Here is a 25,279-nt window from a genome sequence, read left to right on the forward strand (position 1 = left end):
CCCTACCTGCAGGAAGAAGAATTGAGTGGAATAATAAGGTTATGGCCGAACATACACAGCTTATTGACGCAGTCAACGTGCGCATCACCACCAGAGAATACGACCCCAAGCCCATCGATCCCGACCTTGCCAGGCAGCTGGGCAGCACTCTGAACGCTCTGAATACCTTGAGCGGTCTGGACATGCAACTGGTCCTGGGCAAGCCCGACGCCTTCGCCGCCGACAACGCTTCCGGCCACCTGGCCAATGCAGCCAACTACCTTGCCCTGGTCGGACCCAAGGATGATCAGGAGAGCCTGGAGAAAGCCGGTTTTTATGGCGAGCGCATGGTCCTTGCCGCCACCCTGTACGGACTGGGGACAGGATGGGTGTCAGGCAGCTGGGACCGTCAGGCAGCCGAGCGCCACTGTCGGATCACTCCCAGTCAGTCGCTCTATCTTGTTGTCACCATCGGCTATCCGGCCGACCAAATCGGCTACGGCAACCAGGACTTCGACAAGCTTTGCCAACGTCAGAGTGAGCATCGAACCTCCAAGAGCTATGAGGAACTGACTTCATCCATGAGCGCGCAGGTCCGGCAGGATGCGCCGGGATGGTTCAAGGCCGGCGTGGCTGCAGCCGCCAAGGCTCCTTCAGCCATGAACGGACAACCGGTGGTTTTTTCCTGGGACAGGGACACGGGCGATGCGATTGCCACCCTGGACCCCTCGGTCGCTTATGGCTCCGCAGTCGATCTGGGCATAGCCAAAATGAATTTCCAGATCGGTGCCGGCGGCGGCACGTGGACCTGGGGCGACGGAGGCCGTCTCATCAGGTCCTGACCGGGGCTGTATCCCAGTGCCCCGGCAAGGGGGCCGTGTAGTGTGATGAACTATGAACAATGGAGCATCATCATCACAATCCGCCGCTGAGCCGAGCACTGAAGCAGGTTCGACAACTCTTTACCTGACCCGTCACGGCAGAACGACGGCCAACGTCATGCATCTGATGCAGGGCTGGTCCGATTTTCCCCTGACTAGGCAAGGCCGCGAGGACGTGCGCCAGTTCGGCCGGGGTCTGCGGCCTATTCGTTTCCGGGCGGCCTGGAGCGGCAATCTGAGCCGCCAGTATGAAACGGCCCGCTTGGCCCTCGATATGTCCGGCAATGGAGACCTACGCGTGGGCGTGGACCCCGACTTGCGAGAGGACAATTTCGGCAGTTTCGAGGGCCGGGACGAGCACACCACTCTGGATCAGGTCTGCGCCGCCATGGGTTTTAAAAACTTCGTTACGGCCAAGGCAACCTACGGCAGGAACATCTCCGTCCATATGCAGGACACCTTCCATCGGCTGGATGCCCAGGACATCCTTTCCGCCGGACTTGAGGAACAGGATCGGGCTGAGACCACCGCCCAGGTCCGCAGCAGGATGATCGCGGTGCTGACGCGCATCGCCCAGTCTGCCATCGAAGAGGGTGGCGGGCCTGTCCTGGTGGTTTCCTCGGGCATGTGCCTGCAACAGTTCCTGGTGGCCATCGATGACCACTGCCCCATCCCTGATATGGACAACACCGCTGTCACCAAGGTCGTCTACCGGGATGGCGGTTTCCATCTGGCAGGACCCATCGGTTCCATGGAGTACTTCCAGGCAGGCAGTCAGGAAAAGTAGCAGGCGAAACTTTCAGGCGCCCTGTATTTCCCCGGCTGGTTGGCCCTTAAGGGGCTCCATGGGCCTCCAGTCGGGATCGTGCAATATCTGGCGCGAATCCACCCATCCCTTCAGGATGGCAGGGATACCAGTCATGATGTGACTGCGATCAACAGCCAGAAGGCGGATGATTTCCTTGAGAGCTGTTGCCAGGGTCCCTAGAGCGAAAGCCAGAGGCCGATAGTCCCCATGGACCATGAAATACCTGGCCATAAAGCCCCGGTTGCGCATGATGTGATAACGATTCATATCCGAGGTGGAATTGAGCTGGCGCACACCAGCGATGTTCCAATTGGCGATGTTGCGAGTCCGACGCATGACTACATCGGAGACCACCACAGGCTGTGTGACCTTGGATGCCAAATACCCATAGATGGTGTCATCCCAATAGATGAAGAAGCGCGGGTCAGGCAGACCGATTTGCTCCACAACCTGCCGGGAGAAGAATCCGCCCTCAAAACACATGGTGTTCATAGGCCGACATCCTGATGGTCCGAACTCCCCTGGTGCTATCGGATCTGGAATGCCCAAGGCGGTCAGAAAATGATACTGCCAATAGAAGGGGCCACCATCATAATCCAGCCGGGAACCCTGCACCACCTGATAGCGGTCACTCCACTTGGCCAGCAGGTCAAGTCCTTCAGGTTCTACTGCAACGTCATCATCCATGACCCAGAACCATTTGGCACCAAGCTCGTATGCCTTGCGCACACCAGCGGAGAAGCCTCCCGCACCGCCGCCATTGTGGTCCTGTGGCAGATAAACGACACGATCCTGATTGCCAGAGCCGTCGATGATGGTCCTGCCCCAACGGCCTGTCACACGTTCAGAGAACTGCTCGACCATGGTTCTCGTGTCTGCCGAATTCTCGTTATCCACCACAACAATCCGCCAAGGAGCCTGGGTAAGTTTGAGAATCGAGTCGAACAGGCCTGTCAGCAATTCCTGACGCTTATAGGTTACGACGACTATGGCCGCCTTATTCAAGGTCTTTCCCATGCTCTCCATTCTGACACTGCCCCGCAACTTTGCTTACTGAAGCAAAATCCTCCTAGTGTGTTCATCCTTCTTCCGTTTTCCTAGATTGCAGGCTGCATACCCAGGATGTAAACACCGCCACCAGCAACAGAACCACAGTCACCAGAAGGAACCGGCCGACGGGCACAGGGGTCAGAGCCATAGACATGCCAGCCTGGACAAAACTCAAGGCTATACAGCCCTCGACAATGGCAATCGCCAGCAGCGCCATCACTGCACCGCCGGCCACATCGGTCAGTGTCTCCATCACTCCCGACCAGACTATTGACCTCCAGACCACCCCAATCTGATTAAGCCGCTGGTTCTGCCGCTTGCGCTCCCAGGCAGAAATGGCGATGGACTGCATCATGAAAATCAAGGCAAGAACGGTCCCGCCGACAATCATGACCGTCATGGCCGTCTGCCCGGACAGGCCTCGTTGAATGAAGTCATCTATATACTCCTGCCTGGTCTGCACCGCGAAATCGCCCTGGAGTTCACTCTTCAGGCGGGAGGTAATCCCCTGTGCATCAGTCGGATTGGCAGCCGATATGGGAATGATCGTACGTGCGTCTTCACCCAATTGAGGCAGGTCACCCTCTGCCGTCAGGAACAGAGGGTAGTTATTGCCTGCAGATAGTTCTGGAATGCCCTCAGGCGACCGAACAAGGGCAACGACCCGCGCCTCATGCGGTTGATCATGGCGATCAAGAAGACGAACGGTGTCGCCTATGGAATAGGAGGAATCCTGATTCACGGCGACCCGGTCTGAGCCGAGATCAGACGAATTCCCTTGGATAAAGGAGAAATGAATGCTCGACGAGTTCTGAACTTTCTGACCCTGCAGTTGCTCGGCAGGCTCCCATACCACCGTTGCCGTCTGGCCCGGTGATCCTTCCATGGCCCATTGCTGAGTCTGGTAGGTAACAAAGTCTCGAACCTCAGGTATCCCCTCGATCAAATCTGATGGGTTGCGGTTTTTGGCATCCGAATCAAGGGAAGTAGCTATGACATCGGCCTTCAGAGGGTACAGACTCAGAACCGCTCCACCGATGGAGCCAGCCTGCGCGGCGGCCACAAGGGAGATGACGATGGTCAGAATCATCATGGCGGGGAGGGCTATCGCAGTTGAACCCGCGCTCTCCTTACGAGCACGCTGCCGGGCCAGAAGACCTGGCCCCCCGGCCGCCTTCGCCGGGATCAGGCCAATGATCGACACAGTCAGGACAACCAGGATCGGAGCCGCCAAATAGACCGTAGTGATGACAAGAATGACCTCGAGCATAATACGCAGGTCCTGGGTCATAGAAGACAGCGGGGCGAACCCGACCACCAAGGTCAGGATCAGGAAGACCAGGGCTGCCGAAAAACGAACCCACCCCATCCGCTTGGTTTTGTCACTGGTCTCCGTCATGAGCTGGAGCACGGATGCCCTGCCCACCTTGCTCATAGCCATCCATACTCCCAGCAGACAGGCAACCATCATCATGATGAAGGTGACCACTGCAATGGAGGGTCGAATCCGCGGAGTGAAAACCATGCCCCTGTCGCCGAACTCGGCCGAGCGCGCGTAAAACCGTCCAACTGGTACGGTCAGGAGAGACCCTGCCAAACAGCCGATGAGATTCGAGAGGGCCAGGGGAATCGAGAATTCCAGGAGACCTATGATCAGGATCCTCCTGCGCGAGGCTCCGTTCAACCGCATCATTGCATACTCGCGCCGACGTTCCTGAATCAGAAAAGTGACCGAGGAGAGAACCAAAAAGACTGACACCAGCAAGCAGCAAACCAGCGCCGGAATAGTGACTATAGAGAGATTTGAATAAGGTGCCTTGGCCTGGAAACGCTGGTAGGTGTTCAACCTATTCAGATCGCCGATATTGTCAAAGGACTTTCCTGCCTGGTAGACCTGCATGGTCGAAGAGGTCAGCAGGGATGCCAGGCAGGTGGACAGACCCATGACCACGTACGATGCTCGATGCTTCCTGATCAGGGACAAGACCAGGGAGAACAAGGTCGGTCGACTGATCAAGGAGAATGCATGCAGGGTATCCCGTTCGGGAACTTCCCCTCTTCCTGCTTGACCTTTACACGCATGCATCATCGTACCCCCTGGCCGACCTGAGTCATGCTGGTCAGGTGAGTGGACAGCTGTTCGGCCGTATACCCCTGACAGATCGAATGCACAGTGCCGTCCACCAAGAACACCGTGCGCTGCGCCCAGGCCGCCACATTGGGGTCATGGGTCACCATGAGCACGGTCCGTCCGCTCTCCACCAGGGTCGAAAAGGCATCCAGAACCATCTGCGAACTGCGCGTATCCAGCGCCCCTGTGGGCTCGTCGGCGAAAATCATGTCTGGCTGGGCGACCAATGCTCTGGCAATGGCCACGCGTTGCCTCTGACCGCCGGATATGTCAGACGGATACTGCTGCGCATACCCATCCAGACCCAAAATCTTCAGGGCCTGCAGCGATTGGGCGACACCAACTTTGGGACCGCCGAAGAGCTGGGGCAGCATGACGCTCTGCAAGCAGGTGAAGGCCTCGACCAAGTTGTAATCCTGAAAAACGAAACCGATATGGTCGCGCCGCATCCTGGTTAGGGCGGACTCCTTCATCCTGGCTATGTTCTGGCCGGCTATCTCGACCGATCCCTGCTGTACTGGCAAGAGCCCTGAGGCGCAATAGAGCAAGGTGGTTTTCCCCGCTCCGGAAGGGCCCATAACTGCGGTCCAAGATCCTGCCGAGCATTCCAGACCGACTTGGTCTATTCCAGCTTCACCAGCCTTGTAGTGGAAGGACACCCCCTCCATTTTCAGTGGCAGTTCATTCATTGATCTTCCTTTCATTCAGATCGCCTAGGCAACAAAACTTTCTGGCCGACCACCAGCAAAGACAAAGGGCCAAAACCAGCAGGCCCAGGATTAGGTAGAGATCAATGCCGGGCAATGGCACAATCCGAGTCACCACACTGCCAATACAGCATGGATCCACGAGAAGCCAGCCGACAAAGACATGAACGGCCAGCAACACCACCGGGACTGCAAGCAAGATCAAGCGTGTGTAGGTCCTGCAGTGCATGGAAATCCAGAGAACCAAAAGAAAAACAAGAAAGGCGGACCCCAGGCAGAGCAATACGAACACAGCCAGATACTCCCCCAAAGACCAGGTGAACCAAGGCAATGCATGTCCATCAAAAACAGGAAGATCCTGCAAACCAGCGATCTTTGGCACCCACATCAGAAAGGATCCTGTTGCCACCATGAGCATCATCAGCAGGCCCACACAGACCATGGCGAACACCTGCAGCCCAGGCAAGAAGCGTCCGGTCCGTGTCGTCAACTGCGTCTGCCGGACCCCATGGACCTGGTCTTTAACAAGGCGTGGGGCCACGACGACCAAGGCTGCCAGAAGCGGGACCAGATAGATTGAAAGTCTGAAGTTGCTCTGTGTGTAGTCCAGTAATTCCGGGGCGGCCAGGCCCATGCCCGCCCTGCACTGTCCGCTTAAGTCATCAAGCCGCTTTGTTACCGATCCAGGCAGGTCGATGCCATTACTACCGCCCTTACGCAACTGTTTCGCGGCTCTTGCAGTCAGTGCTTCCCGGTTACATCCACGATAGGCATCCATGACATCATGGCAATGAGCAAGCCGACGATAGCTGGGCAAGGCATTGATGCGGCCGGTCAGTTTACCCCGGTCTGTATTCAGTACTGAAGGATTTGTCCAGCGCAAACCATCGACCGAATCGACCAGGTCCCTGGCCGACTGATAATTCTTGACGCCCAGTTGAACAGCCTGAGGACCAAGTGCCATCAGATCTTTGGATACCAGCGGTTCAAGTCTGTCAGCCTCACGCTTGAATCCGGCAATAGTGGACTGACTGACATACGGTCCGTAGCGAGCCAGGTCATGATGGGCTTCGTCAGTGGGAATCTGGTCATACATGGCTAGATTCATACAGAAAACGAATCCAAGAGACAGACTGAGCACCACCCAAAAAGAGGTACTCAGAAGGTGCCGCATCTCGTTCCTGATCACCGTCCATCTCATTAAAGACATCCTTGGCAAGAAATGAGATTGCGAGTCCGATTCGGTGAAGTATGCCGCATCGCTACTCCTCGTCCCCGTAGATCACCAGGAAGGCATCCTCCAAGTTGGCAGGAACAGCTTGGCCCTGGGACGGCGGCTCAGGTGAGTAAATTCTGAGCCGGGTCGCATCCCCGTCCAGCTCATCCTCAAGGAGCAGCTGCCCCTCCCCTAAGCTGTAATCTGCAGGAACCGAGAATATTTTGCCTTCCATCCAGCGGCTTATCTGCCTTGGGGACTGGTTGCAGCAGATCTGTCCATCCTTGAGCATGATGACCCGGTCGGCGATAGTCTCCAGGTCAGAGACGATATGAGTGGATAGGATGACGGTCCGGTCGCGTGAAAGGGCATGAACCAGGTTACGGAAACGGACGCGTTCCCGTGGATCCAACCCTGCGGTCGGCTCGTCCAAAATCATCAGTTCCGGGTCATTGATCATGGCCTGTGCCAGTCCCACGCGCTGAATCATGCCACCGGAGAGCGTCTTCATCTTCTGCTTGCCCTGGTTTTTAAGCCCCACTGTCTCCAGGAGATCTTTCGCCAAGGGCTTGGCTCGTTTGTGACCAATCCCCTGAAGGGCTGCTATGTACGTCAAAAAATCTTCAGCACTGTAGTCCGGGTAATAGCCGAATTTTTGGGGCAGATACCCCAGGAGGCCGCGATAGTCCTCGTCCATGACCATGATGTCCTGCCCGTTCCAAGTGATGTTTCCCGAATCCGGGTGGATCAGGGTGGCGATCATTTGGATCAATGTGGTCTTGCCTGCTCCGTTGGGTGCCAGGAGCCCATGGACGCCGGTTCCGATGGAGAGGCTCAGATCGTCAATGACCTGCTTGTTTCTGAAGCTCTTTGACACATGGCCCAAGTGCAGCACGAAACTCACCGTCCTTTCAAGCTAAACATGCGCGATTCTGTCCTCATACCGTCGCCAGTCTGTTCATGCGCCATGCCCGCTTCGGCAGAGGTGCCCCCACGCAGCGTCCATGTAGAACAAGCAGGAAGGTCACCAGGAGAACAAGACCCGCCGCCAGGCTCAAGGCCGGCGGAATGGAGACAAGGATGGGGGCGGTGGCGAATCGAGTCAGATAAAGCATCATGCCGAGCACAATCCAGAGTCCGAGAACCAGATAGATGGACAGTTCTCCATGCATATGCTCCTCTACCCAGATCTGTGCCAGGGAAAAGAGAAAGAGGGAGGAGAAGCTGATCCCCAGAAGGGTCATGGTGGACAGCCCCGGATTGGTCGTCCACGCCAGCAAGACCGTAGCCAAGGATGAAATCATCATGCTGACCATGCCGAACAGAAGCATCCTGACTGCGGCTATCTGACGGAATGACCACTTGCAGGTTCTGATCAGATTCAGGGTATTCAGGTTCCGTTCCTTGAGCACTACCAAAAGGTGCACCACCAGGAAAAGAGCAGGCGAGCAGACGAATATGGGGACAACCAGACCGAAGATTCTATCGACTCTGCTGGGCCAAGCAGTCTTCATGAAGGAGCCAAAGACGGTCGCCCAAACTGCCACCGTCAGAATCAAGCCGATAAAGACGCAGTCCCAGAGGCCAAAGAGCAGATTTCTCAGGCCTAGGGAACGAACCATGGCTACAAGGGTCCAGATCAACCCAGGACGTCTTCCCATCCCTTTGCGTACAATTGTTTTTATGGATCGCTCGCGCATCCTGGAACTGCCGATCTGTGATTCAGCAAAATTATCGCGTTCAAGGTCGCTACCCTGAAGAGCCGCCAGAATGGGACGGATATCAGGTTCAGACCGATTCATGACCAAACTCCTTCCTCAAATTGTCCAAAAGTCGGTAATACCGAGCCTTGACCGTGTTTTCAGGCTCTCCGCAAGCCTCGGCAATCTGCGCGAACCCATAGCCGGCATACAGATGGAGACGCAAAACTTCCTGCACCGGGACCGGAGCCTGTGAGATCTTGTCTTCAATCCGACCAACTAGGTCGTCCTTGAAGGTCTGGTCGGCGGGGTCGTCATGTTGATCGTGGCCGGATGTCACAAATACTTGCGCCTCCTGCCGCTGCCGCCTGCGGCGGATCCGCCAGTAATCAATGACCTTGTAGGTTGCGATGCGGTGGATCCAGGTACGGAAGCTGGACTTGTGCGGATCGTAGCTGCCCAAAGACCGCAGAATGGCAACGAAGGCATCCTGGGCAAGGTTCAGCGACTCCTCCTTATCGCCTACCTGAGCTCGGATGTAGGCCAGGATGTCGTCGTAGTACTTGCGAACTAGGTCATCGGCTGCGCGAAAGGACCTAGTTGACAGTATGTTTCTGATCCATTCCAGGTCCTCTGCCTGGGATTGGCCACCATCAGCGTCTCCGTCGCTGGTTTGTCTGACCAAGGCCGGATGTATAGCTTCATCCGCAGGCAGCAGATGGTCACCCATCTTCGCCATGCTCCAGCCTCCTTGCAGCATTGTGAACTTTCGACAACCTCATATTCGTTGTGCAGGCTGCAATAGTTGCATGGAAGGCGGTTTTATTTTCTTCCTGGCGTGTCTAGAAATGCACTAGCAGTGAGAAAGAATTGACCATTCCAAGGACCACAGCTATATTGAAATCGTCAGTTTCAGGGAAGGTGAAAGTCCTTACTGGCGGTATCCGGCTGAAGGCCGGGAGCCCGCGACCCGCGCAAGCGGTTGATATCGGTCAAAGTCCGAAGCCAACGGTTACAGTCCGGATGGAAGAAACGAGGCCCTCTATGAGCATGCCCAATTCTCATTCACATACCACTGCAAGCAAGGACACACGCTTCAACGATGTCCATTCCACAGGTGCAGGCGGTTCAGGACGCTGGTCGACCAAGCGGATCGCGGTTTACGCGCTCTTCGTAGCCCTGGCCATGGTTCTGAGCTTCTTCTCCTTCCCGATCTTTCCTGCTGCCCCTTGGCTCAAATACGACCCCTCAGGCATCGTCGTCCTGGTATGCGGCTTCGCCTTCGGCCCTGCTGCTGCAGCAATCATCTCCATTCTGGGATTCGTCCCGCACCTGTTCACCAACCCCTTCGGCGCTCTGATTTCGATGATCGTGGCCCTGGCGCTCAGCGTGCCGGCAGCCCTGGTCTACCGCAAGATGCACAGCCGTAAGGGAGCGGTCATCGGGATCGTCTCCGGCGCCATTCTGGGTGTGATTGCAGCTATCCTATGCAACGTGGTGATCACCCCCTTCTACGCGCACATGTCCATGGCCAAGGTGGTCGCCATGATCGTGCCGATCCTCCTGCCCTTCAACCTGATGAAGTTCGCCATTCACGGAGTGGTCACCTTCCTGATATACAAGCCCATCTCCACGCTGATCAACAAGTAGGCCACGGCAGTTCGGCACGTCATGGCAGCATCCATGACCGAATCCACAGTCTCGGATTCCACGACTTCGAAGGCAACGGTCGCCCGTCTCAGCCAGGTCTCCTTCTCCTATGATGGAGGACAGACCTGGGCCTTGGACCATCTGTCCATGGAAGTACATGCAGGTGAGCATCTGTGCATCCTGGGGGCAAATGGTTCCGGCAAATCCACGCTGGGAAACATCCTCTCGGGTGCGACAGCACCTGACCATGGCCAGGTTGAGCTTATGGGCCGTACAGTCTGCTTTGATAACCCGGATCAGGGCCGGCAGATTGACGCTGAGGCCTACCGGCAGGCACGGCGGAGCATCGGCATGGTCTTTCAGAACCCCGAAGACCAGATCGTGACCACCGTCGTCCAGGACGACGTGGCTTTCGGACCCGAGAATCTGGGCCTGCCCCGCCAAAAGATGCTCTCAAGCGTGCCAGCGGCCCTGAAGCAGGTGGATCTGCAGACACGGATGAATGACGATCCCACTCGCATGTCTGGCGGACAGCAGCAACGACTGGCCCTGGCCGGCAGCCTGGCCATGAACCCAGGCATGATGGTACTGGACGAACCTGGAGCCATGCTCGATGCGGCCGGCCGACAGGAGATTCAATCGATCCTCTGCCGACTGACAGCCCAGGGTACAGCTGTCGTCCATATCACCCATCTGCTTGAACAGGCCAGACAGGCTGATCGGGTCCTCGTGCTTGACCATGGACGCATCGTGGCCTCCGGAAGACCCGATCTGATTCTGAACAGGCAGGATCTGCCTGCCCTTGTTGGCGAACCTGACCAAAATCCACCGACCCGAAACGGGGCATCAGATCCGGACGCGAAGACCGCAGTCGATGACCACGCCGTTCCCATGGTCAAGTTATCGGATGTCTCTTACAGTTTCCCGGATGCCGACAGCAAAGCCCTCAGCCAGGTAAATCTGGAGCTGGCGGCAGGACAGACCCTGGCCATTATCGGGCGCAACGGATCCGGCAAGTCCACCCTGGCCAGGCTCATCTGTGCCCTGGCCGCTCCCGACAGCGGATCCATCCAGGTGGCCGGCCTTCCCCTGGCTGGGCCCGACAGACCCAAGGCCAAGCATCTGCGACGCCAGAATCTCAAGCTTCTGCGCCAAAGGGTCGGCTATGTCATGCAATACCCCGAACATCAGCTTTTTGCGGATACCGTAGCCCAGGACATCGCCTATGGTCCGCACAACCTGGGCTATGGACCCGAGCAGGTGCAGCAGCGGGTGGATGATGCCATGAAGCTTCTGGGCATCAGTGATCTGGCCGACCGCTCACCCTTCGACCTTTCGGGGGGTCAGCGGCGCTTGGCAGCGATTGCCGGAGTCGTGGCCTGCAGCCCTCAACTGCTGGTTTTGGACGAGGCCACCGCCAGTCTGGATCCCCAGGCCTGCGCAGGCATCATGAGACTGCTTCGAGTGCTCCACCAGCGTGGAGTCACTATCGTCATGAGCACCCACGCCGATCGGGAGGCCCTGGATCTGGCCGACCAGACCCTGCTTCTGGAGCATGGAGAAACACTAGCCTATGGGCCTACTGCTGAAGTAGTGGAGCGCTACCACCAACTGCTCGCAACAGAGGCAACGCGAAAGGAAGTCGCTGGCAAGGAAACTACCAGGAAGAAAGCGGATCACACTCAAGTCGACCAGAAACCCCTCTCCTTGCTGGCGAGGTTAGACCCGCGAGCCAAGCTGGTGACCTTCCTCCTAGCCATGTTCACCGCTTTCGCCATCTCCACGCCAGCGCAACTTATTCTGGCGCTGGTGGTCACTGTCGGTCTCTTTGCCGCCGCCCGAGCTCCACTGCGTTCCATCTTGAACTCAGTCAAGGGCTTTCTGGCCCTCATGCTTCTGCTGGCCCTGTTCAATCTTTTGGTCACACAAACTGGCCGCAGACTGGCTACCTGGGGTCCATTCGTGCTGACCACCGGCGGCATATGGGTGGCTGTGCTCTACGCCTGCCGCTTCATGCTGATCATCTTTCTGGGAGCGCTCCTGGTGGAGACCACCACCCCGACACAGATGACCGATGCCTGTGAATCCCTGCTGAGCCCGCTGTCCAGGCTGGGCATCCACACCAATGAGATCGCTCTGGTTCTATCACTGGCCCTGCGCTTCATCCCCACCCTGGGTCGTGAGGTTCAGGCCATCGTGGAAGCCCAGGCCGCCCGCGGCGGATCCATCGAGTCCGGATCGCTCTCGCAACGCTTGCATGCGGCCATAGCTATCACGGTTCCCGTCTTCGCCGGAGCCCTACGCCACGCTGACAATCTGAGCCGTGCCCTGGATGCCCGATGCTATGAGGGTAGTCGCCAAGAGCGTACCCACTACCGCCTACTGCGACTGGGCAGGATGGATATCCTGTTCATCGCTCTTATGGCTCTCTACCTGCTGGCCCTGCTGCTGCATCCCCTGTTCTGAGCAGTCAGGCTACATCAAGCGCTTACCCCGCTGTCCTTTCGGTCAACTAGGCCTTCTCCCGTGCCTGGCCTAAGTATTCCATCACGCAACTGCCCGAGTCGTCGGCTACTCGGCTACCCGAGTAAACGAGCCGTTGTGAATCGGAGGCTGACTCGGGAACGCTAGCGTCACTAACTATCAATTTCATCGCAGACGTAGGCTTGATATAAGAACATGATTAATCCCCTCGATGGACTCGTGAGGCAAAACGAATCCGGGGCTCACTCTGCCAATAGACGCCATATATCTCAAACAATGCTTTAAGGACCATATTGCAGAGATCAACATAAATTACCCTCGGCAGCACAAAATAAGAGGGGCTGGAGCACATGGACAGTGCTCCAGCCCCTCTTTAGTCAGCCGCGTCGGGCATTAACCCAGTGTCTCAGTCACTAGCAGGCGAACTCTGACCTGCCTGCTCAGAACCTTGGCCATCCTGGCTCTGACTGTCAGTCTCACCTGCTGATGGCAGATCAGCGTCGGAAGCACCTACCGAAGCTCCGACCAGTTCAGACTTCTGGTCCTGCCCATCAGCAGAGCTGGCCGCATGACGGGGTCCCTCGAAGGGCTTGCCAGTAAAGGTGAACTCACCCAGGATGCCCTCACCTTCGGCATCGACCTGAACGGACTCATTGTCCGTAAGGTCGCCCATTAGGATCTTCTCGGAGACCGCATCCTCGATGTCCCGCTGGATGACGCGGCGCAGAGGCCGGGCACCCAGGAGCGGGTCGAAGCCCTTCTCGGCCAGCAGATCCTTGGCCTTGTCGGTCAAATCCAGGGACATGTGGCGCTCAAAGAGACGATCGTTGAGCTGAGCGATGTCCAAATCGACGATCTGACGGACCTGGGGCTCAGTCAGCTGCTGGAAGACGATGATGTCATCCAAGCGGTTCAGGAACTCAGGCCTGAACTGCTGCTTGAGCTCGCTGGTCACCTGATCCTTCATCCGCTGATAGGAGGTCTCAGTGTTGCCGCTCACGTTGAAGCCGGTGTTGGCCGCCTTGGCGATGTCGCGGGTTCCCAGGTTGGTGGTCAGGATGATGATGGTGTTCTTGAAGTCCACCACGCGACCCTGTCCATCGGTCAGATGGCCGTCGTCCAGCACCTGCAGAAGGGTGTTGAAGATGTCCGGATGAGCCTTCTCGATCTCGTCGAAGAGGACCACGGAGAATGGCTTGCGCCTGACCTTCTCGGTCAGCTCGCCGCCCTCTTCGTATCCCACATACCCCGGAGGGGCGCCGAAGAGACGGGAGGTAGAGTACTTCTCCGAGAACTCGGACATATCCACCCGGATCAGGGCATCCTCATCGTCAAAGAGGAACTGGGCCAGAGCCTTGGCCAGCTCGGTCTTGCCCACGCCGGTGGGACCGGCGAAGATGAAGGAACCTGCTGGACGCTTGGGGTCCTTGAGGCCCACACGGGTACGGCGGATGGAGCGGGACAGGGCGGAGACGGCCTCATCCTGGCCGATGATCCGCTTGTGCAGCTCCTTCTCCATACCCAGGAGTTTCTTGGACTCGACCTGGGTCAGCTTGAAGACCGGGATGCCGGTGGTCGAGGAGACCACCTCGGCGATTACATCCTCGTCGACAACCATCTTGACGTCGGACTCGCCCTCGTGCCAGGCCTGCTCCTTCTCCTTGCGCTCGGCCTCCAGCTTCTCCTGGCTGTCGCGCAGCTGAGCGGCCTTCTCGAAGTCCTGGTCCTTGATGGCCTTGTCCTTCTGAGCGGAGATGCGATCCACCTTGGCATCCAGCTCCTTGAGCTCCGGCGGAGCGGTCAGCCGCTTGATGCGTAGACGTGCGCCGGCCTCATCGATCAGATCGATAGCCTTGTCAGGCAGGTTCCTGTCCTGGATGTAGCGCGCAGAGAGCTCGGCCGCCGACTGCAGGGCCTTGTCGGTGATCGTGACATGGTGATGATGCTCGTAGCGGCCACGCAGACCCTTGAGGATCTCGATGGTCTGGGCGATGGTGGGCTCTGAGACCTGAATGGGCTGGAAGCGCCGCTCCAGAGCCGCATCCTTCTCGATGTACTTGCGGTACTCGTCGGTGGTGGTCGCTCCGATGGTCTGCAGTTCTCCGCGGGCCAGCAGAGGCTTGAGCATGTCAGAGGCACCCAAGGCCCCGTCGGCCGAACCTGCGCCGACGATGGTGTGAATCTCATCGATGAAGAGGATGATGTCGCCCCGGGTCTTGATCTCCTTGAGCACCTTCTTCAGACGCTCCTCGAAGTCGCCACGATAGCGGGAACCGGCCACCATGGAACCCAGATCCAGCGAATAGACCTGCTTGCCCTTGAGGGTCTCGGGGACATCGCCGTTGTGGATCTTCTGTGCCAGGCCCTCGACCACGGCCGTCTTGCCTACGCCAGGCTCGCCGATCAGCACAGGGTTGTTCTTGGTCCTCCTGGACAGGACGACCATGACCCGCTCGATCTCGTTGGCCCGGCCGATGACCGGGTCCAGCTTGCCTTCAGCGGCTTCCTGGGTCAGGTTTCTGCCGAACTGGTCCAGGATGGCCGAACCGGTCTGTCCGCCCTTGTTGGAAACACCGCCGGCATTGGCCAGATCGCCCTTGCCTGCGTCGCCGCCCTCGTGGTTGCCGCGAATCATGTCAATAGTGGCAGTCCGCAGATCGCCCAGGTCCACACCCATCTTGATCAGCACCTGGGTGCCGACGCCCTCACCCTCGCGGATGAGTCCCAGCAGAATGTGCTCAGTGCCAATGTAAGAGTGGCCCAGCTGAAGCGCCTCGCGCAGCGACAGCTCCAGTACCTGACGGGCGTGCGGCGTAAATGGGATGTGCCCATTGGGAACCGCATTGCCCTTACCGATCATCTCCTCGACCTGTTTGCGGGTGGCATCCAGTTCCACTCCCTTGGAGGCCAGGGCCTTGGCGGCAACACCGTCACCCTCCCTGATCAGGCCCAGGAGGAGGTGCTCGGTGCCGATGTAATTGTGCTGCAGGGTGCGGGCCTCTTCCTGCGCCAGCACAATCACCCGCCGCGCACGGTCGGTAAACCGTTCGAACATACTTGTCCTTCCCTTTGATCCGTAATTCACTCTACAGATTTACGGTGACGTTTATTCTCGGCCCAGCGGGGATTGCGCTCTGAACGCAACGGGGGCCTTGGCATCAGTCCTCTGAGCCGTCTTCCGACTGTATCTGCTCCATGAGTTCCACCTCAGGGCGCTCCTCGCGGGGCTTTTGTCTGACCACATCAATATGAAGATCGTCATAGGCCGGCTGGGACTGGACCCAGAGATGAGATTCCTCCTGGGGCTCGATCTCGGAATGCTCACCGCAGCCATGATCCAGGGAGACCACACGCCCGTCATCCGGGCTCCAACGATTGGCACAGACGCCGAACATGGTTCCCAGATCACCTGCCAGGGGAATCATGAAGCCGCAGGTCTCGCAGGCCTTGCCCTTGGCCGTCCGGGTCGACAGGGACTTGGGGCCGTGCTGCCCTTCGTACCAACGCTTGGCAGTGGCAGACCTGGCCTCGGCGGTCATCAGGTGTCGACGAGTCAGAGCGAAACGGTCAACGGCCTCATCCAGGTCGTCGGAAGAAGTCTGCGCGCCAAAGGAAACCTGATCATTCTGTTCCTGCCCGTGAATGTCTTTCTCGTCACCTGAGCGATCCAACAGGCGGAAGACCGCACCGTCGGTCTCCTCATCTGTACCGTCAGCATCAACCGAGGCCGGTGCTTTCTGGCCTTCTTCATTGTCCCCTGGGGTCTGCTGCACTTCGGAAGCCTGAAGGCTAGCCTGCACAGGCTTGTATCCGGCTGTCAGCCTGGGGTCGTCGGGATCGGTTCCCATGGCATCGGTCACGCTCAGATCCGAGGGCAGGAGACGATCCTTCCAGGGAACCCAGGCCGGGGGCTGCAGGGCCGCATCGGTGGGCACCAGAGAGGATTCATCCACAGTCCAGGTATCGGCATCCTCATCATGGTAAAGAGTGACCGACCACTGCCAGCCCTCGTAGCCCTTGATGGCCGAGACAAACCGGTAGTCCCAGACTCCATCCCCAATCAGGGTGCGGCCGACCAGCCCACCGACCTCATCACTGTCGGCAGCAACGCTCAGAGCCACTCGCCTGGCCAGTTCCTCAGGATCCAGGTCCTCTTGAACCATCTATCACACCTTCATCATCAGTGGGATCGGACCAGACCGATCCACGTCGGATTCTTTTCGCCGTCCACTCAGTCCGGCACGTCAAAGTCATCGGCCACAGCCCTCAGGAGGGTGGCCAGCTTAGCGGATTCAGCCCGACCCGGATAGTGGTGCCGACGCAGGCCATTACCAGCCGAATCCAGCAGCTTTATCAGATCCTCCACGATAGCGGCCATATCGTCCGGATCGGGTCGCTTGGCACGCAGGATGGAGGGGGTCGGCCCCACCAGCTTCAGGTCCAGGGCCTGGGGGCCCTTGCGGCCCTCAGCCACCGAGAACTCCACCCGGGATCCCTTGCGTATGGTGGATACCCCAGCAGGCAGGGCTGATGAGGGCAGGAAGACATCCCCACCTTGCTCATCCGTGATGAACCCGAACCCCCGCTTGGCGTCGTACCAACGTACTCTCCCGCTGGGCATGCTCTGCCACTTCCTTACATTGCTTCTTGAACAGGTATATCCGAAATCAGTCTACCTGACCTGGACAGGCAGGACGACCCATCTTGTCATAGGCGTACGGGGCGGTTGGCAGCAGGATTGGCTTGATCCTCAACGCCACCCTGATCCCGCCTCACACCCTGGGGTATGACGATGGTGAAAGTCAAGCCGCCTCCCGGGGTCTGCGAGGCGCAGATGAACCCTTGATGGGCCTTGACGATGGACTGTACAATGGCCAGTCCAAGACCCGTGCCGCCCTTCTCCCGGGCCCTGGACGGGTCGGCCGTGTAGAAGCGCTCGAAAAGCCTTGACCTGGATTCCTCCGGGACTCCGGGCCCGTGATCGACCACGCGAATGATGGCGTAGTCGGTGCCCACATGGCTGTTCTCTGCCACCTGGATCGCCTCGGTCAATCGTCCCAGCGAAGACTCTGTGGCCTCCAACCTAGTCAGGTCCGCTGGGGCGATGGTCGCCTTGACCAGGCCCAATCCCACCTGCACCGGCGAATCAGCCGGAGTGTAGCGGTGGATATTGCCCACGATATTGGTAATCACCTGTCGTAGGCGGTTGGGGTCGCCAGTCACCTGCACCGATGGCAGGGGGCCCTTCTGAATGTCCAGGCTGACCGATGGGCCCAGGTGCCCGCCCACAGTGATTTTCTCCTTGTTGCGTCCTTTGAGGCCTGACAGTCCCTTGTTGGCGGTGGCCGGCACCTCCTGGGGGGCAGGCTGATCCTCGGTATGCAGGCAAACCTTTCCTGTAGCCACTTCTCTTCCCAGATCCAGGGCATGCAGGTCGTCCACCCCGTCTCGAACCAGTCCGGTCAGATCGACTGACAGGGTCGGGTCAATCCCCCTGCCCTCATCAAGGCGTGCAAGCGAGAGCAGATCCGTGACCAGGACCGTCATCCTGGTGGAAGAGTCCTCGATGTGCTGGATGGACTTGTCAGCCCGCTCCAGAGCCCCGGGATAGTCGCGCTGCATCCTGTAAAGCTCTGCATAGCCGTGGATGGCTGCCAGTGGGGTACGCAGCTCATGGCTGGCATCCGAAACGAACTGTTTCATCTTTTCAGTGGTCTGGCGCTGCTCCTCGAAGGAATGCTCGATTCGCGCCAGCATGGCATTCAAGGATGCCGCCAGTGAGCCTACCTCGGTATTCTCGGGGAAGCTGGGAATGCGTTGGGAAAGGTCGCCGGCCGCTATCTTCGCAGCAGTCTTCTCGATACGCTTGAGGGGAACCAGGGTGGACTGAATCAGCAGGACCGAGATGACTCCTCCCAGAAGGACCACCACGACGGAAATGATCATGCAGAAAGCCGTCAGATCATGCACAGCTTCGTCCTGGTCGCTCATGGACAGGCCGATGAAAAGCACGCCGCTGATTTCGGAATCGTCCAGCTCATTGCGCAGCTTCCACTGCATGGCCACCACACGCCAGGATGCCCGGGCCCGCTTCATGGTGTCCCGGTCGGGCGAGGCCTGCTTGGAGACGCGCAAGTAGGCAGGTACCGTGGTCGGCTGGCCCAGGGGTATCGAGCCCAGGCTGCCGTCGGCTGGTAGGCGCGGGCGAGAGATGACCCCGTTGACCTGCATGGGATTCAGATCGTCCGAAATGATGTGCAGGTCGTTGTCGCGGATCTGCAGGAAGTAATCTGTTGGACCCAGACCGTTCTTGCTCAGATCCTCCTGGCGAAGAAGGGTGGCGTTGCGAATGCCCAGGTTGGCCTGGCGGATCAACTGGGTGTCCGTGCGTTTCATCAGATAGTCGTCGGCCATCTGGCAGATGGCTACAGAAACGCCCACCGTGCCCACGATGAGCAGGATGAGCATGCTGGCCACAAGTTTGGTGCTTAGGGGGATGGCAGCCAGAGGCGATCTAGGCATGGAGCGACCCCTCGGCTTGCTGGATCCGGCTGTCTTGCCGGAGTCCGAACCCATGGAGGACCTGGACCTGTCAGCCGCCCTCGGATCGGGAGCAGCTGGTGGTTTTGCCTTGGGGGTCGGACCCTGAGGGCTAGTCGCCATCGCCGCCATCCGATGCGTTCTGCCGGGGTGCCCTGATCATGTATCCGATGCCCCGCTTGGTTTCGATCAGCGGGGTGACCTTGTGCTCCCCGCCGTGTCCGTCGTTGACGGTGATGCCATCCACCTTCTTGCGCAGGTAGGAGATGTAGGATTCCACAATGGCCGCGTCGCCGCCCCAATCGTACTGCCAGACGTGGTCCAGGATCTGCGCCTTGCTGAGCACGCGACCCTCATTGTCCATCAGGTAGCGCAACAGCTTGTATTCGGTCGGGCTCAGGTCGATAGGTCGGCCGGCCCTGGTCACGTCGTGGGAATCCTCGTTGATCTCCAGATCGCCAACGCGAATGATCGGGTCGTCCTCCTGGTGCTCGCGGGTCCTGCGCAGTATGGCCTTGATCCTGGCCACGACCTCCTCCAGGCTGAAAGGCTTGGTCACATAATCGTCGCCGCCCACAGTCAACCCCATGACCTTGTCCTGGGTGTCGTCCCTGGCGGTCAGGAAAAGCACCGGCGCATCGATTCCCTCCTGACGGATGCGGGAGGTGACCGTAAACCCATCGATGTCAGGCAGCATGACATCCAAGACAATCAAATCTGGCTGGATGCGCTCGATGACCTGAATAGCCTCGGAGCCGGATGCCGCGGTCTCGACAGCAAAGCCCGCGAAATGCAGGGAGGCCACAAGCAGATCCCTGATGGAGGGTTCGTCGTCGACCACGACCAGTTGTGCTTGCGTCGGTTTGCTCATGGCTTCAGCTTGCCGCCTCTTTCTGGGTATTGTCTGAAAGTTCGCTGACCGTCTCTGTCGGCTTTGGTTCCTTCTTCACCGCTCTGGACTTGCGATGATGAGCCCCGGCTCGGCTGCTGCGACGCCACCAGATCACAACGACCACGGCCAGAATGACCAGGACCACAGCCGTCGCCGAAAGAGCGATAATCATGATCCGGTGATGCCGTTGGTTTTGGTTCAGGGTCTCCACCTGGGTCATCATGGCCTTGGCCGAGCCCACCCAGTCAGGGTTCCGGCCCTTGGTGACCGGCTCCAGAGCAGCCTGTGAGAGCTGATCCACGCTGGTTTGATCCTTGAGCCAGGCCTGCGAGTTGCTGGAGACCGCCACGACCAATTTGCCGTCCTGAGAGGCCACGGCCAGCATGACTGTGTCGTGGGCGGGCTTCATCGATTCGAGCACCCGGGATGCCCAGGTCTCCGGCTTGACGCCCTCATAGAAATGCGGCAGGTAGAGCAGTCGGACCGATACTCCGGTTTGCTTTGCAGTCTCCTTGATTGCATCCTTGACGGAGCCCACATCAGAACCCAGCAGATTCTGCGGATCGGTTATTGTATCGGTCATGGTCCCGGCCCCGGTCTCAGGTTCATCGGCAAAAGCACTGGTCGGTCCAAGGATGCCGACCGCCAAAACCATCAAGAGCAGGAAAGCCAGAATCCGCTTCACTGCTGAAAGACTGAACGGGCTCGTCTTGTGGAGGGAAACTCGTTCGACCACATGGGTCCGCGGACGGGGCAACTGCGTGAACACTGTCATAGTGTCCACAGTAGCGGTTGACGGCATTGGACTCCCCCACCATCACCGCCATTCACGGAAAGGACAACCATGACACGATTCCAAGTTGATTCGGATCAGATACAGACAGCCTCCGGCGCGGTCAGCGGCTCGATAGGGGCCATCAGAGATGCCGTCGCAGGAATGTACACCAATCTGGACAACCTCCAAAGCGTCTGGCAGGGTTCGGCGGCAAGCCAATTCGCCACGGTGGCCCAGCAGTGGCGCGCCTCGCAGGCCCAGATGGAGCAGGCACTTGAAGGCATCCAAGCGGCCCTGACCCAGGCCTCGGCTCTCTACGCAGACACCGAAGCCCAGGCCACCCGTCTCTTCGCCGGAGCCTGAACGCCTGGGAGCTACATAGATGCAGCCCTGACTATTTGACCATCGCCTATCGGGCTCGGACCTGGCAAACATATGCTGGCGCATATAGGAAGACAGACCATAACAGAGACAGGGGCCTGCGCACCATTGTCCGGTGCGCAGGCCCCTGTCCTTGGCGATCGACAGATTCAGCCGGAAAACCTTCGGCCGAACCTATAGGGATCAGTAACCCATGTCGCCCTGAGGCTGAGCGGCAGCAGGTGCCGGAGGCTCAGGCTTGTTGGCCACGACAGCCTCGGTGGTCAGGAAGAGCCCGGCGATGGAGGCAGCGTTCTGCAGCGCGGACCGGGTCACCTTGACGGGGTCGGCCACGCCGGCCTGCAGCAGGTCCTGGTACTCGTTGTTGGCGGCGTTGAAGCCCTGGCCAGCAGGCAGCGAACGGACCTTGTTGATGACCACGTCACCGGAGACGCCGCTGTTCTCGGCAATCTGCTTGATGGGGGCCTCAATGGCGCGGAAGACGATGGAGGCACCGGTGGACTCGTCGCCGTCCAGCTTGACATCCTTCTCGGCCTTGGCAGCGGCCTGAACCAGAGCCACGCCGCCTCCGGGCAGCAGGCCCTCTTCGATGGCGGCCTTGGCGTTACGGACGGCATCCTCGATGCGGTGCTTGCGCTCCTTGGCCTCGACCTCAGTGGCTGCGCCGACCTTGATGACGGCCACGCCGCCGGCCAGCTTGGCCAGCCGCTCCTGCAGCTTCTCGCGGTCGTAATCGGAGTCGGTGTTCTCGATCTCAGTACGGATCTGGCCCACGCGTGCGGAGACCTCGTCCTTCGAACCGCCACCGGAGACGATGGTGGTCTCGTCCTTGGAGACGATGACCTTCTTGGCAGTGCCCAGCACGCTCATGTCAATGGAGTCCAGCTTGAGACCAAGCTCATCGGAGACAACCTGTGCGCCGGTCAGAATGGCCATATCCTGCAGCATGGCCTTGCGGCGGTCGCCGAAGCCAGGAGCCTTGACGGCGCAAGAGTTGAAGGTACCGCGAATCTTGTTGAGGATCAGGGTGGGCAGCGCCTCGCCGTCCACATCCTCGGCCACGATCAGCAAGGGCTTGCCGGTCTTCATGACCAGCTCGGCGATGTGGACCACGTCCTGCTGGCTGGAGACCTTGCCCGAGGTCAGCAGAATGTAGGGATCATCCAGGACAGCGGTCTGGTCATCGTTGTTGGTGACGAAGTAGGGAGCGATGTAGCCCTTGTCGAAGCGCATGCCCTCGGTGAACTCCAGGTCCAGGCCGAAGCGGTTGTTGTCCTCGACGGTGACCACGCCGTCCTGGCCGACCTTGTCCAGAGCCTCGGCGATCTCATTGCCGATCTCAGGGTCGCCTGCGGAGATGGTGGCGGTGGCAGCAATCTGGTCCTTGGTCTCGACTTCCTTGGACTGGGCCACGAGCTCCTTGACGATGGCGTCGGCAGCCTTCTCGATGCCGCGGCGCAGGGCGATCGGGTTGGACCCGGCAGCCACGTTCTTCAGACCCTCATGCACCAGGGCCTGGGCCAGCACGGTGGCGGTGGTGGTGCCGTCTCCGGCGACGTCGTCAGTCTTCTTGGCGACTTCCTTGACCAGCTCGGCGCCGATGCGCTCGTAGGGATCCTCCAGGTCGATCTCCTTGGCGATGGAGACGCCATCGTTGGTGATGGTCGGTGCGCCATAGGACTTATCCAGCACCACATTGCGACCCTTGGGGCCCAGAGTGACCTTGACTGTATCGGCCAGCTTGTCCAGGCCGGCAAGCATGCCCTGACGAGCTTCCTCGTCATACTCGATGATTTTTGCCATTGTTGCTTCCTCCGTCATGGCTTGAGGTTTCATGACCCACTGTCGGCGTGGAACGGAACCCGACCGTCAGCTGTCGCGTTATCACTCCCGCACCTCGAGTGCTAATTCAGCAGATTAGCACTCGATAAGGCCGAGTGCCAACCCGAAGTGAAAATACGCTGCAGGCTGTATGTCATATTTGCCCAGAAATATCGGTCGCGCCGACAAACAATCCGCACCCGCGCAGTCCTGGCTCAGATCTGGCTATAGGCAACGTGTCATAAAAAAGGACCCCGGAATGACCGGGGTCCCCATGACGAATACAGAAGACGACAATCAGAGCTTGGTGACCTTGGTTGCCTGCAGACCCTTGGGGCCCTGCTCCACCTGATATTCGACCTTATCTCCCTCATCAAGGGTCTTGAAGCCATCGGACTGAATGGCCGAGTAGTGCACGAACACGTCCTCGCCGCCATCGTCGGGATTGATGAATCCGTAACCCTTGCCAGCGCTGAAGAATTTCACAGTGCCTTGTGCCATAACTAACTTCCTTAACATAGGTGCCGCGTCACAACAGATACGAGACTGACCGCATCTGCCTGGTCGGCAAAGTCAGTTTAGGCCTATTTATGAGGCAATTGCAAAACGCCGAGCCGAAATTCTGAATCTTGTGCCGTCGTATTTCCTCCGCCGTCCGGTGGACGGAACTTACTTCATGAGGATGGCTTCCACCGGAGTGGAGGCCACTGAAGACTGCTCCACCTGGGCGATACCCAACACGTTGGCCACCTCTTGGGCGGTGGCCTTGTCGGCCTCGTCGCGGTAGCGGACCGTGCTTACGCCAGGCAGGGCACCTTGCGGGTTGGATGCCGTGACCGCAGTGTAACCGGCATTGACCAGAACCTGGCGCTTCTTGCCGGCATACCCGGTGACCCTGGTTCCATTGATGACAGTGACCCGCGTGCCCCGGTTGACCACAGGAGCGGGACTGCTGCTGGAAGCACTTGTCGAAGGCGACTGAGAGGACGGCTCAGAAGTTTGTTCCTGGGAGGCTTGATCGGTAGCAGTCGCGTTGCTTGAAGCCGAAGAGGATGCTGAACGCTTGGGCAGATGGCTGCTGATGACTCGGGAAGCTTCAGTGTGCGTCTGCTGCCAGGGCAGTGAGCCGCTGACGGCAGCCCATAGGCCCAGACCGCACAGCACCGCCAGGACAACTACCAGCAGATAGGGCAGGACCCTGACCGACAGGGAACGAGGCCCGCGATGCACGCCGACCGGCCCCTTGGGAGGGTTGTCGAACGCATCATGAACCTGAGGGCGCGCCTGCGTCCCATTGTCGCGCGTGCTAGCCATGAACTCTCCTCTGCTCCACCGGATCCTGAACCATTATAAGTAACGCTCCGCCGGGTCAACATTCAACTGACCACTCGACGTCCTCCGCCAACCCTGGAATGGCCGAGGCAGTCCTGACCAACCCATATCGCCAAGCGATATAGTGACCTTATGAACAGCAGCCAGCCAATTGCCACAACCTCCCCTGAGCCGACGAACCGCACCGGTACCAATCCTCCGACCATAGCAGGAGGCCAGGGCCGAACCCAGCGCAAACCTCTGAGCGCCCTGGTGGACCCCGGCTGGGCCCGTGCTCTGGCACCCGTCGAACCCAACATTCATCGAATGGGCGACTTCCTCAGGAGCGAACTGGCCCAGGGCCACCGCTATCTTCCTGCCAGCAAAAACATTCTGCGCGCCTTTACCATTCCCTTCGACTCCATCAAGGTCCTAATCGTGGGCCAGGATCCCTACCCGACACCCGGCCATCCTGTGGGCCTGAGCTTCTGCGTGGACCCTTCAGTCAGCCCAATTCCCGGCTCACTGCGCAATATCTATGCCGAGCTGAACTCCGACCTAGGCCTTCCCACGCCCTCCAACGGCGATCTGACGCCTTGGACCAGACGAGGGGTCATGTTGCTCAACCGTTGCCTGACTGTCCGGGTGGGCAAGCCTGCCAGCCACCGGAACAAGGGTTGGGAGGAAATCACCGATGCCGCCATCCGAGCCCTGAATGACAGACGCGACCAGGAGGGCAAGGTCCGGCCCCTGGTGGCCATCCTTTGGGGACGGCAAGCCCAGAGCCTAGAGCCCCTACTGACCAACGCAGCCATCATCAAATCCCCACATCCCAGCCCCTTGTCGGCCCGGTACGGTTTCTTCGGTTCCCGCCCATTCTCCAAGGCCAACCAGGCGCTGGAGGCCATGGGTGCCGAGCCGGTGGACTGGTCTCTGACCTGAGTCCTGCCGGC

25 protein-coding genes, 1 pseudogene and 1 riboswitch are annotated in these 25,279 nt (G+C 59.0%); of the genes and pseudogenes, 9 read left to right on the forward strand and 17 right to left on the reverse strand.

Features of this window, described 5'->3' with window-relative positions; genetic code table 11:
- The first annotated feature begins 41 nt into the window (after window positions 1-41).
- Window positions 42-821, forward strand: coding sequence for a nitroreductase family protein (locus tag ACNAOV_RS05410; RefSeq protein ID WP_416516907.1), 780 nt, complete (start codon window positions 42-44; stop codon window positions 819-821).
- A gap of 52 nt (window positions 822-873) precedes the next feature.
- Window positions 874-1,647, forward strand: coding sequence for a histidine phosphatase family protein (locus ACNAOV_RS05415; RefSeq protein ID WP_416516908.1), 774 nt, complete (start codon window positions 874-876; stop codon window positions 1,645-1,647).
- 12 nt (window positions 1,648-1,659) lie between these two features.
- Here the strand turns inward: ACNAOV_RS05415 and ACNAOV_RS05420 are convergent, their stop codons facing one another.
- Window positions 1,660-2,685 carry a glycosyltransferase gene (locus ACNAOV_RS05420; protein WP_416516909.1) on the reverse strand — a complete coding sequence of 342 codons (1,026 nt, stop codon included), beginning with the start codon at window positions 2,683-2,685 and terminating at the stop codon, window positions 1,660-1,662.
- Window positions 2,686-2,746: 61 nt separating this feature from the next.
- Entirely contained in the window at window positions 2,747-3,988 is a 1,242-nt protein-coding gene (locus tag ACNAOV_RS05425) for an FtsX-like permease family protein (RefSeq protein WP_416518161.1), read from the reverse strand.
- Between ACNAOV_RS05425 and ACNAOV_RS05430 the strand changes: the two genes are divergently transcribed.
- Window positions 3,975-4,277: a hypothetical protein gene (locus tag ACNAOV_RS05430; RefSeq protein ID WP_416518202.1), complete on the forward strand. Its 303-nt coding sequence runs from the start codon at window positions 3,975-3,977 to the stop codon at window positions 4,275-4,277. The two genes, ACNAOV_RS05425 and ACNAOV_RS05430, sit on opposite strands and share 14 nt — an antisense overlap.
- Here the strand turns inward: ACNAOV_RS05430 and ACNAOV_RS05435 are convergent.
- Window positions 4,190-4,663 (reverse strand): annotated as a pseudogene (locus ACNAOV_RS05435) (FtsX-like permease family protein); the annotation flags it as partial. The gene ACNAOV_RS05430 and the pseudogene ACNAOV_RS05435 overlap by 88 nt on opposite strands.
- On the opposite strand from ACNAOV_RS05435, the gene ACNAOV_RS05440 reads away from it, so the two are divergent.
- The gene (locus ACNAOV_RS05440; RefSeq protein ID WP_416518203.1) at window positions 4,617-4,787 is read left to right on the forward strand and encodes a hypothetical protein; all 171 of its coding nucleotides are present in this window, start codon (window positions 4,617-4,619) and stop codon (window positions 4,785-4,787) included. The pseudogene ACNAOV_RS05435 and the gene ACNAOV_RS05440 overlap by 47 nt on opposite strands.
- Before the next feature lie 16 nt (window positions 4,788-4,803).
- On the opposite strand, the gene ACNAOV_RS05445 is transcribed toward ACNAOV_RS05440, so the two are convergent.
- From ACNAOV_RS05445 to ACNAOV_RS05465, 5 genes are all read right to left on the reverse strand, one after another.
- Window positions 4,804-5,538, reverse strand: coding sequence for an ABC transporter ATP-binding protein (locus ACNAOV_RS05445; protein WP_416516910.1), 735 nt, complete (start codon window positions 5,536-5,538; stop codon window positions 4,804-4,806).
- Window positions 5,531-6,757: a hypothetical protein gene (locus tag ACNAOV_RS05450; protein ID WP_416516911.1), complete on the reverse strand. Its 1,227-nt coding sequence runs from the start codon at window positions 6,755-6,757 to the stop codon at window positions 5,531-5,533. The genes ACNAOV_RS05445 and ACNAOV_RS05450 overlap by 8 nt, the downstream gene beginning before the upstream one ends.
- A 61-nt stretch (window positions 6,758-6,818) precedes the next feature.
- Window positions 6,819-7,676 (reverse strand): ABC transporter ATP-binding protein, encoded by an 858-nt coding sequence (locus ACNAOV_RS05455; RefSeq protein WP_416516912.1) that lies wholly within the window; start codon window positions 7,674-7,676, stop codon window positions 6,819-6,821.
- 34 nt (window positions 7,677-7,710) lie between these two features.
- On the reverse strand, window positions 7,711-8,574 hold the full coding sequence (locus ACNAOV_RS05460; RefSeq protein WP_416516913.1) for a hypothetical protein: 864 nt from the start codon (window positions 8,572-8,574) through the stop codon (window positions 7,711-7,713).
- Window positions 8,561-9,211, reverse strand: a complete 651-nt coding sequence (locus ACNAOV_RS05465; protein WP_416516914.1) for an RNA polymerase sigma factor — start codon at window positions 9,209-9,211, stop codon at window positions 8,561-8,563. Before ACNAOV_RS05465 ends, ACNAOV_RS05460 begins: the two co-directional genes overlap by 14 nt.
- 165 nt (window positions 9,212-9,376) lie before the next feature.
- Window positions 9,377-9,511: riboswitch (FMN riboswitch) on the forward strand.
- A gap of 5 nt (window positions 9,512-9,516) precedes the next feature.
- On the opposite strand from ACNAOV_RS05465, the gene ACNAOV_RS05470 reads away from it, so the two are divergent.
- Both ACNAOV_RS05470 and ACNAOV_RS05475 read left to right on the forward strand, forming a co-directional pair.
- Window positions 9,517-10,122, forward strand: coding sequence for an ECF transporter S component (locus ACNAOV_RS05470; protein ID WP_416516915.1), 606 nt, complete (start codon window positions 9,517-9,519; stop codon window positions 10,120-10,122).
- A gap of 33 nt (window positions 10,123-10,155) precedes the next feature.
- Entirely contained in the window at window positions 10,156-12,588 is a 2,433-nt protein-coding gene (locus ACNAOV_RS05475) for an energy-coupling factor transporter ATPase (protein ID WP_416516916.1), read from the forward strand.
- A 424-nt stretch (window positions 12,589-13,012) separates the two neighbouring features.
- Here ACNAOV_RS05475 and ACNAOV_RS05480 read toward each other — a convergent pair whose 3' ends face one another.
- The 4 genes from ACNAOV_RS05480 to ACNAOV_RS05495 all read right to left on the reverse strand — a co-directional run bounded on the left by ACNAOV_RS05480 (window position 13,013) and on the right by ACNAOV_RS05495 (window position 19,128).
- Complete coding sequence (locus ACNAOV_RS05480; protein ID WP_416516917.1) at window positions 13,013-15,661, reverse strand: ATP-dependent Clp protease ATP-binding subunit; 2,649 nt, start codon at window positions 15,659-15,661, stop codon at window positions 13,013-13,015.
- 103 nt (window positions 15,662-15,764) lie between these two features.
- Entirely contained in the window at window positions 15,765-16,769 is a 1,005-nt protein-coding gene (locus tag ACNAOV_RS05485; RefSeq protein ID WP_416516918.1) for a DUF3027 domain-containing protein, read from the reverse strand.
- A gap of 68 nt (window positions 16,770-16,837) precedes the next feature.
- Window positions 16,838-17,227 (reverse strand): cold-shock protein, encoded by a 390-nt coding sequence (locus ACNAOV_RS05490; RefSeq protein WP_015022102.1) that lies wholly within the window; start codon window positions 17,225-17,227, stop codon window positions 16,838-16,840.
- A gap of 86 nt (window positions 17,228-17,313) precedes the next feature.
- Window positions 17,314-19,128, reverse strand: a complete 1,815-nt coding sequence (locus ACNAOV_RS05495) for a sensor histidine kinase (protein WP_416516919.1) — start codon at window positions 19,126-19,128, stop codon at window positions 17,314-17,316.
- Between ACNAOV_RS05495 and ACNAOV_RS05500 the strand changes: the two genes are divergently transcribed.
- Window positions 19,127-19,255 (forward strand): hypothetical protein, encoded by a 129-nt coding sequence (locus ACNAOV_RS05500; RefSeq protein ID WP_416516920.1) that lies wholly within the window; start codon window positions 19,127-19,129, stop codon window positions 19,253-19,255. The genes ACNAOV_RS05495 and ACNAOV_RS05500 overlap by 2 nt on opposite strands.
- Before the next feature lie 3 nt (window positions 19,256-19,258).
- Here ACNAOV_RS05500 and ACNAOV_RS05505 read toward each other — a convergent pair whose 3' ends face one another.
- Window positions 19,259-20,017 carry a response regulator transcription factor gene (locus ACNAOV_RS05505; protein ID WP_416516921.1) on the reverse strand — a complete coding sequence of 253 codons (759 nt, stop codon included), beginning with the start codon at window positions 20,015-20,017 and terminating at the stop codon, window positions 19,259-19,261.
- A 4-nt stretch (window positions 20,018-20,021) separates the two neighbouring features.
- Window positions 20,022-20,813 (reverse strand): TPM domain-containing protein, encoded by a 792-nt coding sequence (locus ACNAOV_RS05510; RefSeq protein WP_416516922.1) that lies wholly within the window; start codon window positions 20,811-20,813, stop codon window positions 20,022-20,024.
- 69 nt (window positions 20,814-20,882) lie between these two features.
- Between ACNAOV_RS05510 and ACNAOV_RS05515 the strand changes: the two genes are divergently transcribed.
- Window positions 20,883-21,176, forward strand: coding sequence for a WXG100 family type VII secretion target (locus ACNAOV_RS05515; protein WP_015022106.1), 294 nt, complete (start codon window positions 20,883-20,885; stop codon window positions 21,174-21,176).
- Window positions 21,177-21,377: 201 nt separating this feature from the next.
- On the opposite strand, the gene groL is transcribed toward ACNAOV_RS05515, so the two are convergent.
- The 3 genes from groL to ACNAOV_RS05530 form a co-directional block, all read right to left on the reverse strand.
- A complete protein-coding gene (gene groL / locus ACNAOV_RS05520) occupies window positions 21,378-22,997 on the reverse strand; it encodes a chaperonin GroEL (protein ID WP_416516923.1) in 1,620 nt (539 codons plus the stop codon).
- A 315-nt stretch (window positions 22,998-23,312) separates the two neighbouring features.
- Window positions 23,313-23,516 (reverse strand): cold-shock protein, encoded by a 204-nt coding sequence (locus ACNAOV_RS05525; protein ID WP_015022108.1) that lies wholly within the window; start codon window positions 23,514-23,516, stop codon window positions 23,313-23,315.
- A gap of 168 nt (window positions 23,517-23,684) precedes the next feature.
- Entirely contained in the window at window positions 23,685-24,329 is a 645-nt protein-coding gene (locus tag ACNAOV_RS05530; protein WP_416516924.1) for a LytR C-terminal domain-containing protein, read from the reverse strand.
- Window positions 24,330-24,479: 150 nt separating this feature from the next.
- Between ACNAOV_RS05530 and ACNAOV_RS05535 the strand changes: the two genes are divergently transcribed.
- Window positions 24,480-25,268, forward strand: a complete 789-nt coding sequence (locus tag ACNAOV_RS05535; RefSeq protein WP_416516925.1) for a uracil-DNA glycosylase — start codon at window positions 24,480-24,482, stop codon at window positions 25,266-25,268.
- Window positions 25,269-25,279 lie beyond the last annotated feature (11 nt).

Origin of the sequence: Bifidobacterium asteroides, from assembly GCF_048001765.1 — a bacterium.
GTDB lineage: Bacteria > Actinomycetota > Actinomycetes > Actinomycetales > Bifidobacteriaceae > Bombiscardovia > Bombiscardovia asteroides_K.

Excerpts from the sequence above, each read along its gene's own strand:
- ACNAOV_RS05470 (WP_416516915.1), top strand. The coding sequence starts at position 9,517 with ATGAGCATGCCCAATTCTCATTCACATACCACTGCAAGCAAGGACACA.
- ACNAOV_RS05490 (WP_015022102.1), bottom strand. The coding sequence starts at position 17,227 with ATGCCCAGCGGGAGAGTACGTTGGTACGACGCCAAGCGGGGGTTCGGG.
- ACNAOV_RS05505 (WP_416516921.1), bottom strand. The coding sequence starts at position 20,017 with ATGAGCAAACCGACGCAAGCACAACTGGTCGTGGTCGACGACGAACCC.
- groL (WP_416516923.1), bottom strand. The coding sequence starts at position 22,997 with ATGGCAAAAATCATCGAGTATGACGAGGAAGCTCGTCAGGGCATGCTT.
- ACNAOV_RS05420 (WP_416516909.1), bottom strand. The coding sequence starts at position 2,685 with ATGGGAAAGACCTTGAATAAGGCGGCCATAGTCGTCGTAACCTATAAG.
- ACNAOV_RS05510 (WP_416516922.1), bottom strand. The coding sequence starts at position 20,813 with ATGACAGTGTTCACGCAGTTGCCCCGTCCGCGGACCCATGTGGTCGAA.
- ACNAOV_RS05430 (WP_416518202.1), top strand. The coding sequence starts at position 3,975 with ATGACCTCGAGCATAATACGCAGGTCCTGGGTCATAGAAGACAGCGGG.
- ACNAOV_RS05460 (WP_416516913.1), bottom strand. The coding sequence starts at position 8,574 with ATGAATCGGTCTGAACCTGATATCCGTCCCATTCTGGCGGCTCTTCAG.
- ACNAOV_RS05465 (WP_416516914.1), bottom strand. The coding sequence starts at position 9,211 with ATGGCGAAGATGGGTGACCATCTGCTGCCTGCGGATGAAGCTATACAT.
- ACNAOV_RS05530 (WP_416516924.1), bottom strand. The coding sequence starts at position 24,329 with ATGGCTAGCACGCGCGACAATGGGACGCAGGCGCGCCCTCAGGTTCAT.
- ACNAOV_RS05495 (WP_416516919.1), bottom strand. The coding sequence starts at position 19,128 with ATGCCTAGATCGCCTCTGGCTGCCATCCCCCTAAGCACCAAACTTGTG.
- ACNAOV_RS05475 (WP_416516916.1), top strand. The coding sequence starts at position 10,156 with ATGACCGAATCCACAGTCTCGGATTCCACGACTTCGAAGGCAACGGTC.
- ACNAOV_RS05415 (WP_416516908.1), top strand. The coding sequence starts at position 874 with ATGAACAATGGAGCATCATCATCACAATCCGCCGCTGAGCCGAGCACT.
- ACNAOV_RS05450 (WP_416516911.1), bottom strand. The coding sequence starts at position 6,757 with ATGAGATGGACGGTGATCAGGAACGAGATGCGGCACCTTCTGAGTACC.
- ACNAOV_RS05515 (WP_015022106.1), top strand. The coding sequence starts at position 20,883 with ATGACACGATTCCAAGTTGATTCGGATCAGATACAGACAGCCTCCGGC.
- ACNAOV_RS05440 (WP_416518203.1), top strand. The coding sequence starts at position 4,617 with ATGGTCGAAGAGGTCAGCAGGGATGCCAGGCAGGTGGACAGACCCATG.
- ACNAOV_RS05410 (WP_416516907.1), top strand. The coding sequence starts at position 42 with ATGGCCGAACATACACAGCTTATTGACGCAGTCAACGTGCGCATCACC.
- ACNAOV_RS05445 (WP_416516910.1), bottom strand. The coding sequence starts at position 5,538 with ATGAATGAACTGCCACTGAAAATGGAGGGGGTGTCCTTCCACTACAAG.
- ACNAOV_RS05425 (WP_416518161.1), bottom strand. The coding sequence starts at position 3,988 with ATGCTCGAGGTCATTCTTGTCATCACTACGGTCTATTTGGCGGCTCCG.
- ACNAOV_RS05485 (WP_416516918.1), bottom strand. The coding sequence starts at position 16,769 with ATGGTTCAAGAGGACCTGGATCCTGAGGAACTGGCCAGGCGAGTGGCT.
- ACNAOV_RS05535 (WP_416516925.1), top strand. The coding sequence starts at position 24,480 with ATGAACAGCAGCCAGCCAATTGCCACAACCTCCCCTGAGCCGACGAAC.
- ACNAOV_RS05525 (WP_015022108.1), bottom strand. The coding sequence starts at position 23,516 with ATGGCACAAGGCACTGTGAAATTCTTCAGCGCTGGCAAGGGTTACGGA.
- ACNAOV_RS05500 (WP_416516920.1), top strand. The coding sequence starts at position 19,127 with ATGGAGCGACCCCTCGGCTTGCTGGATCCGGCTGTCTTGCCGGAGTCC.
- ACNAOV_RS05480 (WP_416516917.1), bottom strand. The coding sequence starts at position 15,661 with ATGTTCGAACGGTTTACCGACCGTGCGCGGCGGGTGATTGTGCTGGCG.